This is a genomic window from Pelagerythrobacter marensis (assembly GCF_036700095.1).
GTDB classification, from domain to species: domain Bacteria; phylum Pseudomonadota; class Alphaproteobacteria; order Sphingomonadales; family Sphingomonadaceae; genus Pelagerythrobacter; species Pelagerythrobacter marensis_A.
Window position 1 is genome coordinate 2,384,839 of the sequence record NZ_CP144918.1, and the last position, 13,351, is coordinate 2,398,189.

Annotated in this window: 13 protein-coding genes and 1 tRNA gene; all 14 read left to right on the top strand. The window is 65.0% G+C overall.

The genetic code is table 11. The features are described 5' to 3' along the window. The first annotated feature begins 452 nt into the window (after positions 1 to 452). The 14 genes from rpsB (at position 453) to V5F89_RS11355 (ending at position 13,343) form a co-directional block, all read left to right on the top strand. Complete coding sequence (gene rpsB / locus V5F89_RS11290; RefSeq protein WP_338445736.1) at positions 453 to 1,202, top strand: 30S ribosomal protein S2; 750 nt, start codon at positions 453 to 455, stop codon at positions 1,200 to 1,202. Between the two features lie 86 nt (positions 1,203 to 1,288). Further along, on the top strand, positions 1,289 to 2,215 hold the full coding sequence (gene tsf / locus V5F89_RS11295) for a translation elongation factor Ts (RefSeq protein ID WP_338445737.1): 927 nt from the start codon (positions 1,289 to 1,291) through the stop codon (positions 2,213 to 2,215). A gap of 153 nt (positions 2,216 to 2,368) precedes the next feature. Then, entirely contained in the window at positions 2,369 to 3,091 is a 723-nt protein-coding gene (pyrH, locus tag V5F89_RS11300; protein ID WP_338445738.1) for a UMP kinase, read from the top strand. Between the two features lie 2 nt (positions 3,092 to 3,093). Further along, positions 3,094 to 3,651 (top strand): ribosome recycling factor, encoded by a 558-nt coding sequence (frr, locus tag V5F89_RS11305; RefSeq protein ID WP_338445739.1) that lies wholly within the window; start codon positions 3,094 to 3,096, stop codon positions 3,649 to 3,651. 70 nt (positions 3,652 to 3,721) lie between these two features. Continuing rightward, positions 3,722 to 4,393 carry a polyprenyl diphosphate synthase gene (gene uppS, locus V5F89_RS11310; protein ID WP_338445740.1) on the top strand — a complete coding sequence of 224 codons (672 nt, stop codon included), beginning with the start codon at positions 3,722 to 3,724 and terminating at the stop codon, positions 4,391 to 4,393. Next, positions 4,380 to 5,111 carry a phosphatidate cytidylyltransferase gene (locus V5F89_RS11315; RefSeq protein ID WP_338445741.1) on the top strand — a complete coding sequence of 244 codons (732 nt, stop codon included), beginning with the start codon at positions 4,380 to 4,382 and terminating at the stop codon, positions 5,109 to 5,111. Before uppS ends, V5F89_RS11315 begins: the two co-directional genes overlap by 14 nt. After that, entirely contained in the window at positions 5,108 to 6,271 is a 1,164-nt protein-coding gene (locus tag V5F89_RS11320; protein WP_338445742.1) for a 1-deoxy-D-xylulose-5-phosphate reductoisomerase, read from the top strand. Before V5F89_RS11315 ends, V5F89_RS11320 begins: the two co-directional genes overlap by 4 nt. Further along, positions 6,264 to 7,403 (top strand): RIP metalloprotease RseP, encoded by a 1,140-nt coding sequence (rseP, locus tag V5F89_RS11325; protein ID WP_338445743.1) that lies wholly within the window; start codon positions 6,264 to 6,266, stop codon positions 7,401 to 7,403. Before V5F89_RS11320 ends, rseP begins: the two co-directional genes overlap by 8 nt. A 156-nt stretch (positions 7,404 to 7,559) precedes the next feature. Next, positions 7,560 to 10,247: an outer membrane protein assembly factor BamA gene (gene bamA, locus V5F89_RS11330; protein WP_425334386.1), complete on the top strand. Its 2,688-nt coding sequence runs from the start codon at positions 7,560 to 7,562 to the stop codon at positions 10,245 to 10,247. Further along, positions 10,247 to 10,918 (top strand): OmpH family outer membrane protein, encoded by a 672-nt coding sequence (locus V5F89_RS11335; RefSeq protein WP_338445744.1) that lies wholly within the window; start codon positions 10,247 to 10,249, stop codon positions 10,916 to 10,918. Before bamA ends, V5F89_RS11335 begins: the two co-directional genes overlap by 1 nt. Before the next feature lie 41 nt (positions 10,919 to 10,959). Beyond that, positions 10,960 to 11,430 carry a 3-hydroxyacyl-ACP dehydratase FabZ gene (gene fabZ, locus V5F89_RS11340; RefSeq protein WP_338445745.1) on the top strand — a complete coding sequence of 157 codons (471 nt, stop codon included), beginning with the start codon at positions 10,960 to 10,962 and terminating at the stop codon, positions 11,428 to 11,430. A 133-nt stretch (positions 11,431 to 11,563) separates the two neighbouring features. Next, the gene (rpmE, locus tag V5F89_RS11345; RefSeq protein ID WP_047805932.1) at positions 11,564 to 11,791 is read left to right on the top strand and encodes a 50S ribosomal protein L31; all 228 of its coding nucleotides are present in this window, start codon (positions 11,564 to 11,566) and stop codon (positions 11,789 to 11,791) included. Positions 11,792 to 12,150: 359 nt separating this feature from the next. Continuing rightward, positions 12,151 to 12,227 (top strand) — tRNA-His (locus V5F89_RS11350). Between the two features lie 48 nt (positions 12,228 to 12,275). Further along, positions 12,276 to 13,343, top strand: a complete 1,068-nt coding sequence (locus V5F89_RS11355; protein ID WP_338445746.1) for a Leu/Phe/Val dehydrogenase — start codon at positions 12,276 to 12,278, stop codon at positions 13,341 to 13,343. Positions 13,344 to 13,351 lie beyond the last annotated feature (8 nt).

The window sequence follows — 13,351 nt, forward strand, 5'->3', positions numbered from 1 at the left end:
CCGCAAGCGGGCGAATGCCTCCCGCCCGCGCAGGAAGCCGTCGATCAGCACCGCCAGCGAGGCTGCGGCTGCGGTGACGAACAGGGCAAACAGAATGGCGCCGAGCATGGTTTCGATCCTTACTGAGCCGATCCCGGCTGTTGACAGCCTGTGGATCGCATGTGGATAATCTGGCCGTCGCCCGGCTTGTTCCGTTCGACAGCGCCAATGTTCACTATTTGTTCCAACATGTCAAGCGCAAATGTGCGCGGCGCCGTTTTTTTGCGGCGAATCGAGGCTGGATTCGCCGCCCGCTTCGGGCTATGGGCGCCTCCGCGCAGCGAATCCGTGGGCGTTCCACCGGGCTCCGACTGTGCAAAATCCACATGGGGAGCGCCACATACCGGTGCCTGCCGCGGGATCTCCGCGAAAGGTTCCAGCTCTCCAGAGGCATAACCGGAAAGGAATTACCTATGGCGGCTTCCACCGTCACCATGCAGCAATTGATCGAGGCCGGCGCGCACTTCGGCCACCAGACCCACCGCTGGAACCCGCGGATGAAGCCGTACATCTTCGGCGCCCGCAACGGTGTTCACATCATCGACCTGTCGCAGACCGTTCCCCTGTTCTCGCGCGCGCTCGACTTCATCGAGCAGACCGTGCGCTCGGGCGGCAAGGTCCTGTTCGTCGGCACCAAGCGCCAGGCGCAGGAACCGATTGCCGAGGCGGCGCGTGCCTCGGGCCAGCACTTCGTCAACCACCGCTGGCTGGGCGGAATGCTCACCAACTGGAAGACGATTTCCGGTTCGATCAAGCGCCTCAAGACCCTGGAAGAGCAGCTTTCGGGCGACACCTCCGGCCTGACCAAGAAGGAAGTTCTCCAGCTCACGCGCGAGCGCGACAAGCTGGAACTTTCGCTCGGCGGCATTCGCGACATGGGCGGCATTCCCGACGTGATGTTCGTGATCGACGCGAACAAGGAAGATCTCGCGATCAAGGAAGCCAACGTGCTCGGCATTCCGGTGGTCGCGGTGCTCGACACCAATGTCGATCCCAGCGGGATCGCCTTCCCGGTGCCGGGGAACGACGATGCCAGCCGCGCGGTGCGCCTCTATTGCGATGCCGTGCGCGATGCGGCGGTGGCGGGGCGCGGCGGCAAGGTTGCCGAAAGCGGCGACGATGTCGGCGCGATGGAGGAACCCCCGGTCGAAACGGCCGCCTGATTTCAGGCGACTGTCACAAACATGACCTAGCGCGCCGGACCTGACCCTCGGGCCCGGCGCCCGGAATTTACACAGAGGAAACGATCATGGCTGCATTCACTGCCGCTGACGTGAAGACCCTGCGCGAGAAAACCGGCGCGGGCATGATGGACGCCAAGAAGGCGCTCGAACAGGCGAACGGCGATATCGAGGCCGCGGTCGATGCACTGCGCGCCAAGGGCCTTGCCACCGCCCAGAAGAAGTCCAGCCGCACCGCGGCGGAGGGCCTCGTCGGCGTCGCCGTCGAAGGGACCCGCGGCGTCGCGGTCGAGGTCAACTCGGAAACCGACTTCGTCGCCAAGAACGACAAGTTTCAGGACTTCGTTCGCAAGACCACCGAAGTCGCGCTCTCGGTCGAGGGCGACGATGTCGAGGCGCTCAAGGCGGCTGCCTATCCCGACGGCGGCACGGTGTCCGACAAGCTGACCGACAACGTCGCGACGATCGGCGAGAACCAGCAGGTTCGGCGGATGAAGACGGTGTCGGTCGATAACGGCGTCGTCGTCCCCTACGTCCACAACGCCGCGGCCCCCAACCTCGGCAAGATCGGCGTGCTCGTCGCGCTCGAAAGCGAGGCCGACGCGGCCACGCTCGAAGCGCTGGGCAAGCAGCTGGCGATGCACATCGCCGCCGCTTTCCCGCAGGCGCTCGATGCCGACGGTCTCGACCCCGAAGTGATCGAGCGGGAGCGCAAGATTGCCGCGGAAAAGGCGGCCGAGAGCGGCAAGCCGGCCGAAGTGCAGGCAAAGATGGTCGACGGCGCGGTGAAGAAATTCGCCAAGGAAAACGCGCTGCTGAGCCAGGTCTTCGTGATCGACAACAAGACCCCGATCGCCGATGTCGTCGCCAAGGCGGGCAAGGACGCCGGGCATGCCATCGTGCTGAAGGACTACGTCCGCTTCCAGCTCGGCGAAGGCATCGAGAAGGAAGAAAGCGACTTCGCGGCCGAGGTTGCAGCGGCCGTCGCCGGCTGATTCCTCGTCTCACACGAACATGCGGCCGCCGGACTTCGGGTTCGGCGGCCGTTTTCGTTCGGCGGGCCGCTGCCGGCTTTCCCTTTGCGCAGGCGGGGCGGGGCGGCTAAGGACGCCCGCGACCCTCACAATTTTCCGGAACCCGTTTCGTCCATGTCTTCCCCGAATTACAAGCGGATATTGCTCAAGCTCTCGGGCGAGGTGCTGATGGGGGATCAGCAGTTCGGGATCGATCCCGCCTTCGTTGCCGAACTTGCGCAAGAGGTGAAGGCGGCCAAGGATACCGGGCTGGAAATTTGCCTCGTGATCGGCGGCGGCAACATCTTCCGCGGCATGGCCGGCGCGGCGCAGGGCATGGACCGCGCCCAGGCCGACTATATGGGTATGCTGGCGACGGTGATGAACGCGCTCGCGATGCAGAATGCGCTCGAACAGATCGGCGTGCAGACCCGGGTCCAGTCGGCCGTGCAGATGGACCAGGTGTGCGAGCCGGTGATCCGGCGCCGTGCCGAACGCCATCTTGAGAAGGGGCGGGTGGTGATCTTTGCCGCCGGGGTCGGCGCGCCCTATTTCACCACCGACAGCGGTGCGGCGCTGCGCGCGGCGGAAATGCGCTGCGACGCGCTGTTCAAGGGCACCAGCGTCGATGGGGTCTACGACAGCGACCCCAAGAAGAACGCCGCTGCGAAACGATTCGACACCGTCAGCTACGACAAGGTTCTGGCGGACAATCTCAGAGTCATGGATGCCTCGGCCGTCGCGCTGTGCCGCGACAACGGGATTCCCATCGTGGTCTTCTCGATCCGCGAGAAGGGCAATCTCGCGCGGGTGCTCGCCGGCGACGGCGTCCAGACGGTAGTGAAAGAGGAAGCCTGACAATGGCCAAGTACGACAAGAGCGATATCGAACGTCGCATGCAGGGCGCCGTGGACAGCCTGAAGGGCGACCTGTCGGGGCTGCGCACCGGGCGCGCCAACACCAGCCTGCTCGATCCGGTGCAAGTGGAAGTCTATGGCGCGATGATGCCGCTCAACCAGGTGGCGACGGTCAACGCGCCCGAACCGCGCATGCTCGCGGTGCAGGTGTGGGACAAGGCGAACGTCACCGCGGTGGAGAAGGGGATCGCGCACGCGAACCTCGGCCTCAATCCGATGACCGACGGGCAGACGATCCGCCTGCCGATGCCCGACCTGACCGAAGAGCGGCGCCGCGAACTGGCCAAGCTCGCCGGCAAGTATGCGGAGAACGCGAAGATCGCGATCCGCAACGTGCGCCGCGACGGCATGGAAGCGCTCAAGGAAGATGAGAAGAAGAAGGAAATCTCCGAGGACGATCGCAAGCGCAGCGAGGAGGAAGTGCAGAAGCTGACCGACAAGTACGTCGCGGAAGCCGATGCCGCCGCGGCGCAGAAGGAGAAGGAAATCCTGACCCAGTGAGCGGGCTCGGGTCACGATATGCATTCGTGTCCCCCGGGGATACGATCGGCAACCGCGTGAAAGCTATGCGATGACGATCGCCAGGCACGTCGCCATAATCATGGACGGCAATGGCCGCTGGGCCAGGCGCCGCCATTTGCCGCGCGCGATGGGGCACCGGCGCGGGGTCGAGGCCGTGCGCGAACTCGTGCGCGGTCTGGCGGGCACCGGAATCGAGTGCCTGACGCTCTATGCCTTCAGTTCGGAGAACTGGAAGCGCCCCGGCGAAGAGGTCGACGACCTGATGAACCTGATGCGCAAGTTCGTGAAATCGGACTTGCCGGAATTCGTCGCCAACGACGTCAGGCTGAAAATTATCGGCGACTGGCAAGGGCTTGCCCCGGATATCGTCGCCATGTTGGAGGATGCCCTGGCACAGACGAGCCAGGGTTCGCGCACGCTCGCGGTGGCATTGAACTACGGCTCGCAGCAGGAAATCGCCCGCGCGGCAGCGAAAGCGGCGGCCCGGGGGGAGATCACGCCCGAGACGATCGCCGCGCAGCTCGACACGGCCGATCTGCCCCCGCTCGATCTGCTTATCCGCACGAGCGGGGAAGTGCGCCTGTCGAACTTCCTGCTCTGGCAATGCGCCTATGCGGAGATGATTTTCGTCGACACGCTCTGGCCCGATTTCACGCTGGCCCATCTGGCCGAGGCGCTGGAGGAATTCGCGCGGCGGGAGAGGCGATATGGCGGGCGGTAACGGCGAAACGGCGGTGTCGGGGGCGAAGCGTTCGGACCTGCCGGTCCGGCTGGCTTCGGCCGCGGCGATGCTCGCGGTTGCGGGGGCCGCGTTGTGGCAGGGCGGGCAAGTGCTGGACCTGTTCATCGGCCTGGTCGCCTTCGCCTGTTTCGCCGAGTTCACCGTGCTGGTCGTGCGCGCGACCGGCAACGTGCCCTACCGGCTCGCCGCGCTGATCGCGGGCGGGCTCTACATCGCCGCCGCCGCCGCCATCCTGGTGGGGGCGGGCGACTTCCTCCTCGTGCTGATCCTTGGCGCAACGATCTTCACCGATACGGGCGCCTATTTCGCGGGCCGGGCGATCGGCGGGCCGCGAATCGCCCCGAGCATCAGCCCGTCCAAGACCTGGGCGGGCCTCTTCGGCGGAATGATCGCCTCGGCCTTGTGGACCCTGGCCTGGGTGATGGCGATCGATTCCGGGCTCGACTGGCTGGGTCCGCGCTTCGCGCTCGGGATCCCGCTCGACGGTGCCAATCTGGCGTCGATCGCGGCTCTGGGGGCGGGGCTGGCGGTCGTGGCGCAGGCCGGCGATTTCTTCGAAAGCTGGCTGAAGCGGAAAGCCGGGGTGAAAGACAGCTCGCGCCTGATCCCCGGGCACGGCGGCGTGTTCGACCGGGTCGACGGGCTTCTGCCGGTCGCCATTGCAGTGGGCGGCATCGCCGCCTCGGTGGCCAATTGACCCGTTCGATCTCCATCCTCGGCGCGACCGGCTCGGTCGGTGCATCGACGCTGGACCTTATCCGCCGCAACCGCGATGCGTGGCGCATCGTTGCGCTCACCGCGAATTGCAACGCCGGCGAACTCGCGGCGCTCGCGCGCGAGTTCGAGGCCGAAATCGCGGTTGTCGGCGACGAGGCGTGCCTGCCCGAATTGCGCGCTGCACTGGCCGGTTCCGCGATCGAGGCGGCCGGCGGGTGTCAGGCGCTGTGCGATGCGGCCGGGCGCCCGGTGGACATCACGATCGCGGCCATTGTCGGCTGTGCCGGCCTGCGCCCCACGATGACGGCAATATGCCGCGGCGGTGCGATCGCCCTGGCGAACAAGGAAGCTCTGGTATCGGCCGGCGCCGTCATGACCGCGGCGGTCGCGGAACACGGTGCAACCCTGCTGCCGGTCGATTCGGAGCACAACGCGATCTTCCAGTGCCTGCAGGGCGGCAGAATCGCGGACGTGCGCTCGATCACGCTCACCGCCAGCGGCGGACCTTTACGGACCTGGAGCGCCGAACGTCTCGCCCGGGCCACGCCTGCCCAGGCAGTGGCGCACCCCAACTGGGACATGGGCGCGAAGATCAGCGTCGATTCGGCCACGATGATGAACAAGGGGCTGGAATTCATCGAGGCGCACCACCTGTTTCCGGTCGGCCTCGACGCCCTGCGCATCGTCGTTCACCCGCAAAGCGTCGTGCATTCGATGGTCGAGTATTGCGACGGTTCGACGCTGGCGCAGCTGGGACCGTCCGACATGCGGGTTCCGATCGCCTCGTGCCTCGCCTGGCCGGAGCGAATGGATACGCCGTGCGCTCCGCTGGATCTCGCGGCGATCGGGTCGCTGACCTTCGAAGCGCCGGACGAAGACCGTTTCCCCGCCACCCGTCTTGCGCGAAATGCCGCCCACGCCGGCGGTGCGGCGCCCGCCGTTCTCAACGCCGCGAACGAGGTGGCGGTGGCGGCCTTCCTCGCCGGTCAGATCGCGTTCACCCGCATTGCGCCAGTGGTGGAGGAAACCCTCGATCGCTATGCCCCCTCGGCACCTTCGACGCTCGACGACGTTCTCGCTGTCGATACGGAGGCGCGCTCTCGGGCTCGCGAAGTAATGGAGACCGCCGCAATTGGCTGATACCCCTTCGTTCTGGATGTACGTCGTCGGCTTTCTGCTCGTCCTCGGGCCGCTGATCACGATTCACGAATTCGGTCACTATCTCATGGGCCGTCTGTTCGGAGTCCATGCCGATGCGTTCTCCATCGGTTTCGGCAAGGAAGTCGCCGGCTGGACCGATCGCCGCGGGACCCGCTGGAAGCTTTCGGCCCTGCCGCTTGGCGGATATGTCCAGTTCCGGGGCGACATGAACCCGGCCAGTATTCCCGACGAGGATGGACTGGCGGCCATATCGGAGAGCGAGCGGGCGGGCGCGTTCCATTTCAAGCCGCTGTGGCAGCGCGCGTTGATCGTCTTTGCCGGGCCGGCAACCAACGTGCTGGTGGCGCTGGCGATCTTCGCCGCGTTCTTCATGGTCGTGGGCAAGCCGGTGCCGGTCGAAACGGACAGCCAGCTCACCGTGGCCGGGTTTGCCGAGGAATCGGCGGCGCGTTCGGTCGGGATCGAGATCGGCGACCGGATCGTGTCGATCGACGGCGAGCCGATGCACGATTTTCGCGATATTCAGGACGCGGTGATGCTCTATCCGGGGCGGACTTTCGACATTGTCGTCGATCGCGGCGGGCGCAGGCTGGATTTCGAGGTCACGGCACAAGCGCATGAGGTCGAAGACAATTTCGGCAATGCATCGACCATCGGCCTGATCGGCATCGCGCCGGCGGCGGTGGAGTTCGAGTTTGCGCGGCAGGGCCCGATAGGCGCGCTGGGCCTGGCGGTCGATCACAGTATCGACATCGCGCGGATGATGGTGACCGGGGTGGGGCAGATCCTGTCCGGCGACCGCTCGGTGCGCGAGCTGGGCGGACCGATCAAGATCGCGAAATATTCGGGCGAGCAATTCAGCCTCGGCCCGCTTGCCTTCATCAACTTCATCGCGCTGATCTCGCTTAATTTGGCATTCATCAACCTCTTGCCAATCCCCGCGCTCGATGGCGGGCACCTGGCCTTCTACGCTGCGGAGGCCATCCGGCGGAAGCCGGTGGGGCGGCGGGGGCAGGAACTGGCGTTTCGCACCGGGATCGCCCTGGTGCTGGCACTGATGGTGTTCGTCACGATCAACGATTTGGTTTCGCTGCCGATCTTCGGGAGCTGACCGCCCCGGGGGACGAGAGAGCGCGGGGGACTCGTTCCTTCCTTCGCTTGATCGGGGGCACGGCATCGGGCAAGGGCGGCATTTGCCGCATCGCCCGATGGATGGGCTGCGGCCCATTGGTGCAATGGATAAGGATTGGACGGGATCACCGTGGCGATGACAGAACGCGAGAAAGCCGCCGGCGCATTCGGCAAGACCGGCGCACGTTTCGCGCTTGCCCTGCTCGGGGGTACGATGCTGGCCGGGGTTCCCGCGCCGGTGCTGGCTCAGGACGCGGCGACGGCGGCCCAGCCGCCCGCTTCGCAACCCGCTCCGGCGCCGCAGGGCGATACGATCCGTTCGATCACGGTCGTCGGGGCGCAGCGGCTGGAGCCGGGAACGATCCTGTCCTACATCCAGATGCGCGCGGGGGATACCTACTCGCAGGCGCTCGCCGACCAGGCGCTGAAGGACCTTTACGCGACCGAGCTTTTCTCGGACGCCAGCGTTCGCAACGATGGCGGCAACGTGGTGATCTCGGTGACCGAAAACCCGGTGATCAACCGGATCATCCTGGAGGGCAACAAGCGGATCAAGAACGACAAGATCCTGCCTGAAATCCGCCTTGCGCCGCGCCAGATCTTCACCCGGTCGAAAGTTCGTGCCGATACGGCCCGCATCATCGAACTCTACAAGCGGCAGGGCCGCTTTGCCGCTTCGGTCGAGCCGAAGACCGTCGAGCTGAGCCAGAACCGCGTCGATATCGTGTTCGAGATCAGCGAAGGTCCCAAGTCCAAGGTCCGCCAGATCAACATCCTCGGTAACGAGGAGTTCGACGACGGCGAACTGAAGGGCGAGATGGTGACGAAGGAAGCGCGCTTCTTCCGTTTCTTCAGCTCGAACACCAGTTACGACCCGGACCGCCTGGCTTTCGACCAGCAGAAGCTGCGCCAGTTCTATCTCACCGAAGGCTATGCCGATTTCCGCGTCGTTTCTGCCGTGGCCGAGCTGACGCCGGACAAGCGCGACTTCATCATCACTTATGTGGTGGAGGAAGGGGAGCGCTATCGCTTCGGCGATGTCGAGGTGGACAGCCAGATTCGCGATTTCGACAGCGATCGGATGACCAACAATCTCGCGATCAAGAGCGGCGACTGGTACAACGCCAAGCTGGTCGAAGACACGGTCGAGCAGATGAACGAACTGGCCGGAACCTTCGGCTATGCGTTTGCCGATACCCAGCCGCAATTCGTGCGCAACCAGGAAGACCTCACGATGGACGTCACGTTCGTCCTTCGCGAGGCGCCGCGCGTCTATGTCGAACGGGTCGACGTGAACGGCAACACGCTGACGCAGGACAAAGTGATCCGGCGCGAATTCCGCGTGGCCGAGGGCGACGCGTTCAACTCGCTGCAGGTGAAGCGTTCGACCAACCGGATCAAGTCGCTCGGCTATTTCCAGGAAAACTTCGAGATCGAGCAGAAGGAGGGCAGCGCCCCCGACCGTATCGTGCTCGAAGCGAACGTGGAGGAGCAGCCGACCGGCGAGTTGCAGCTTTCCGCCGGTTTCTCGTCGATCGAGAATTTCATTCTTGCCGGCTCGATAAAGCAGAACAACTTTCGCGGCCGCGGTCAGACGGTTGGCGCCTCGGTGAACTACTCGCGTTATTCGCGTTCAGCCGCGCTGAGCTTCACCGAACCATACGTCTTTGATCGTAATATTTCCGCCGGGATCGATATTTACCGCAAAGATTACAACAGCTTCAATTTCACCAATAACGACCGGAACCGTACGTTCGAACAGTCCACCACTGGGTTCTCGATGCGCGTGGGCGTTCCGCTGACCGAATATATTTCGGCCATCGGCAGCTATACGCTCAACTACGACGACGTTTCGCTGGACGAGTTCACCTACTACAGCGATATCGACGGTGACGGGGTAACGGAATGCGATCCCGTTCTGGCCGGGCGTTACCTGTGCGAAGCGGTGGGCAACCGGTTGAGTTCGATCCTCGGCCTCACGCTGTCGATGCGGACGATCGACAATCCCTATCGCCCCACCCGCGGCCACACGCTGTCGCTCAGCACCGAATTTGCCGGCCTGGGCGGCGATGTGAAGTATCTGCGCCTGCGAGCGAAAGGCGCCAAGTACTGGCCCGTGTTCGGCGGCTTCATCTTCTCGATCCAGGGCGAAGGCGGCGTGATCAAGGGCCTTGAAGATCGCGGCCCGGGCGTGGACGATGTGCGCCTGACCGACCGCTTCTTCCTCGGCGAACCGCAGTTCCGCGGTTTCGACATCCGCGGCGTGGGTCCGCGCGTATTGCGCCAGCCCATCCGGGACCTTGATGGCGACGGTGTGGGCGAGGTGATTACCGACCGCGACCAGGTCGGCGACGACGCGCTGGGCGGCAATGCCTTTTACCTGGGCCGGGCGGAGCTTGAGATCCCGCTGGGGTCGGGCGCGCGCGAGATGGGGCTGCGCCCGTCGATCTTCGTCGACGTCGGCGCCCTGTTCAACGTCACCAAGCCGGTGTTGCAGAGCGCCCCGTTCCCGGACGGTATTCAGCGGCAATTGTTCGACAGCGACGGCAATCCGCTTTACGTCGACCCCGACGATCCCAACCAATGGACCACCGACCCGACCGACGGGTCCGGCAATCCGAACGATCCGTGGATGTATCAGGTCGCGGCCCCATTCCAGGAAGTCTTCCTGGGCGATTCCGCCAGCCCGCGTGTTTCCGTGGGTATCGGCGTCAACTGGAACTCCCCCTTCGGGCCGTTCCGCATCGACTTCGCTCACGTGCTCAAGAAAGAGCCGGGCGATGATACCAAGAGATTCACTTTCAATGTGGGGACACAATTCTGATGAAGAACTTTCTTAAACCGGTGGTCGCCGCCGGTCTCATGCTCACCGCTTCGGCCGCGCCGATGCTGGCGGTTCCCGCCGTGGCGCAGGATGCGCGCGGCGTGGGCGTCGTCAGCCTGCCGGCGGTGATTGCCAATTCGAACGCATACCGCACCGCCGAACAGCAGCGCCAGACCACTTACCAGGCACAGATCAGCCAGGCCGAAGCGCGCCGCCAGCAGATCGAAGCCCAACTGACCCCGTTGATCCAGCAGTTCAACACGGCGCGCCAGGCGGCCAACCCCGACCAGCAGGCATTGCAGCAGCAGATGGCGCAGATCCAGCAGATCGAACAGGCCGGCCAGCGCGAGCTGCAGACCATCCTGGCGCCGGTTTCGCTGAGCAGAGCCTATGTCACCGAGCAGATCGAAGATCGTCTCGACGAAGCCGTTCAGGCAGCTGCCGCCAAGCGCAACGTCAGCCTGATCCTCGACGCCACGTCGGGCCAGGTGGTCTACGCCGGTGCGCAGCACAACCTGACGCAGGACGTGCTGACCGAACTCAACACCCTGGTGCCGAGCGTGCAGATCACCCCGCCCGAAGGTTGGGTGCCGCGGGAAGTCCGCGAACAGCAGCAGGCTGCTGCCCAGGCTCAGCAGGCGACCCAACAGCAGCAGCCGAGCGGCCGCTGAGCGGTCGATCGACCGGCGACGAGCGAGAAGAAGGCAGGGCGATGAGCGAAGACACGGGTGCACGACCCGATTACGATATCCACAAAGTGCTCGGCGCCCTGCCGCACCGCTATCCGCTGTTGCTGGTCGACCGCGTCCGCTCGCTCGAACCGGGCGAACGCATTCACGCGGTGAAGGCGGTGACCTTCAACGAGGATTTCTTTCAGGGGCATTTCCCCGGCGCGCCGATCATGCCCGGCGTGCTGCAGGTGGAGGCCATGGCGCAGGCCGCGGCGATCCTGGGGATCGAAACGCTCGGACTCGCCGGAACCGGCAAGCTGGTCTATTTCATGGGAATAGAGAGCGCCAAGTTCCGCGCGCCGGTGACGCCGGGCTGCCTGCTCGACCTGGAGGTCGAATTTGTCCAGAAGCGCAGCCGGGTCTACAAGTTCAAAGGGCGCGCCAGCGTGGAAGGCAAGACCACGTCGGAAGCGGAGTTCACCGCGATGATCGCCGATCCGCCGTCCACCTGACGCAACCGCTGTCGCCGCTTTGCCGCGACCAGCGCGATCGGGGTTGCTTTCCAGCGCGAACCCGACTAGGCGCGCGCCTTTCCCGAGACTGCCGACCGGTCGGAACCGGTCACATGCACAAGGATTATCCGCCATGAAGGCCGACGCACATCCCGATTATCACACCATCACGGTCAAGATGACCGATGGTACCGAATTCCAGACTCGCTCCACATGGGGCAGCGAGGGCGATACGCTGACGCTCGATATCGATCCGACCAGCCATCCGGCCTGGACCGGCGGCAAGCAGCAAATTCAGGAAGGCGGCCGCGTCGCTGCGTTCAACAAGCGTTTCGGCGGGCTGTCGCTCAAGAAGGGCTGAGCCGTTCGGGTTCGCGGGGCCGGGTGCGCCGCAAATCAGCCGATAGAGGGCGGTCCGGCGGGCCGCCCTTTTCTTTGTGCAAGCTCAGGCGGTAACGGCACTGGCTCGGCACGCCCCCCGGATATTGCGTGCGTTCGCCGGATTCGTCCGCAGGATTGCAGGATCCGGGCGGCATCTGTCGATGCCGAACGGCAGGCGAAATAATCTTGCGCTTGCAAGGTCGCTGCGCAGTTTTCGCTTTGCAAACGGGCGTGCTTGTGCAACAGGCGCGCGCCTTGGCGGTTCGCGTCTTGACCGCGAAGCGCAGGGGCGTATCAGCCCCGCTTTATACGGCAGGCCCAGGTCGGGCCGGGTATGTGGCGATCGTAGCTCAGTTGGTTAGAGCGCCGGTTTGTGGTACCGGAGGTCGCGGGTTCGAACCCCGTCGATCGCCCCATTTTCCCAGTTTTTGTGCCGTCGTTTACAGCGGGGCTTTCTCACGGACATGACGGCTTTCTGGACCGAAGCGGACTTCGACGATCACGAACTCGTGCAGCTCGTGCGGGATCGCCGATCGGGACTTACCGCTATCATCGCGCTCCATTCCACCCACCTCGGGCCGGCGGCGGGGGGCACGCGGTTCTGGCACTATGCCGACCCGGGCGAAGCCATGCGCGACGCCCTGCGCCTGAGCCGCGGGATGAGCTACAAGAACGCCATGGCCGGCCTGCCGATGGGTGGCGGCAAGGCGGTGATCCTGGCGCCCGAGGACAAGGCCAAGACCCCGCAGATGCTCGCCGCATTCGGCGACGCGGTCGAGGCGCTGGGCGGGCGTTACGTCACGGCGGAAGACGTGGGCATCGGCGAAAGCGACATGGTCGCGGTGTCCGAACGCACCGAATACGTTTCCGGCCTGCCGGTATCGGGCGAGGGGGCCGCGGGCGGCGACCCGGGGCCGTTTACCGCGATGGGCATCTATCACGGGATCAAGGCGGCGGTTCGGTACAAGCTGGGCAAGGAAAGCGCCGAAGGGGTCCATGTCGCGATTCAGGGCACGGGCAGCGTGGGCGGCGGGGTCGCCCGGCTGCTGGCGAAAGACGGGGCCCGCCTGACGCTGTCCGATATCGACGAGAGCCGAGCCGCAGCGCTGGCCGAAGAACTTGGCGCTGCGACCGCTCCGCCCGATGCCGTCATGAGCGTTTCGTGCGACGTGTTCAGCCCGAATGCGCTGGGCGCGATCCTGGACGACGAGGGCATTGCGCGTCTCGACACGCCCATCGTGGCCGGCGGTGCGAACAACCAGCTTGCGCGGGCGCATCACGGCAGGATGCTGGCCGAGCGCGGTATCCTTTACGCGCCCGACTACGTGATCAATGCCGGGGGCATTATCAGCGTTACGCTGGAGTACCTCGCGCGTCGAAACGGCGAGCCGAGCGATATCAACGAAGTTCGCAAGCGTATCGGGCGGATTCCCGACCGTCTGGAGGAAGTGTGGCGCAAGAGCGACGCGAGCGGCGAATCTCCCGACGTGGTGGCCGACCGTATGGCACAGGAACTGATCGGGCGCGGATAGAACCCGGC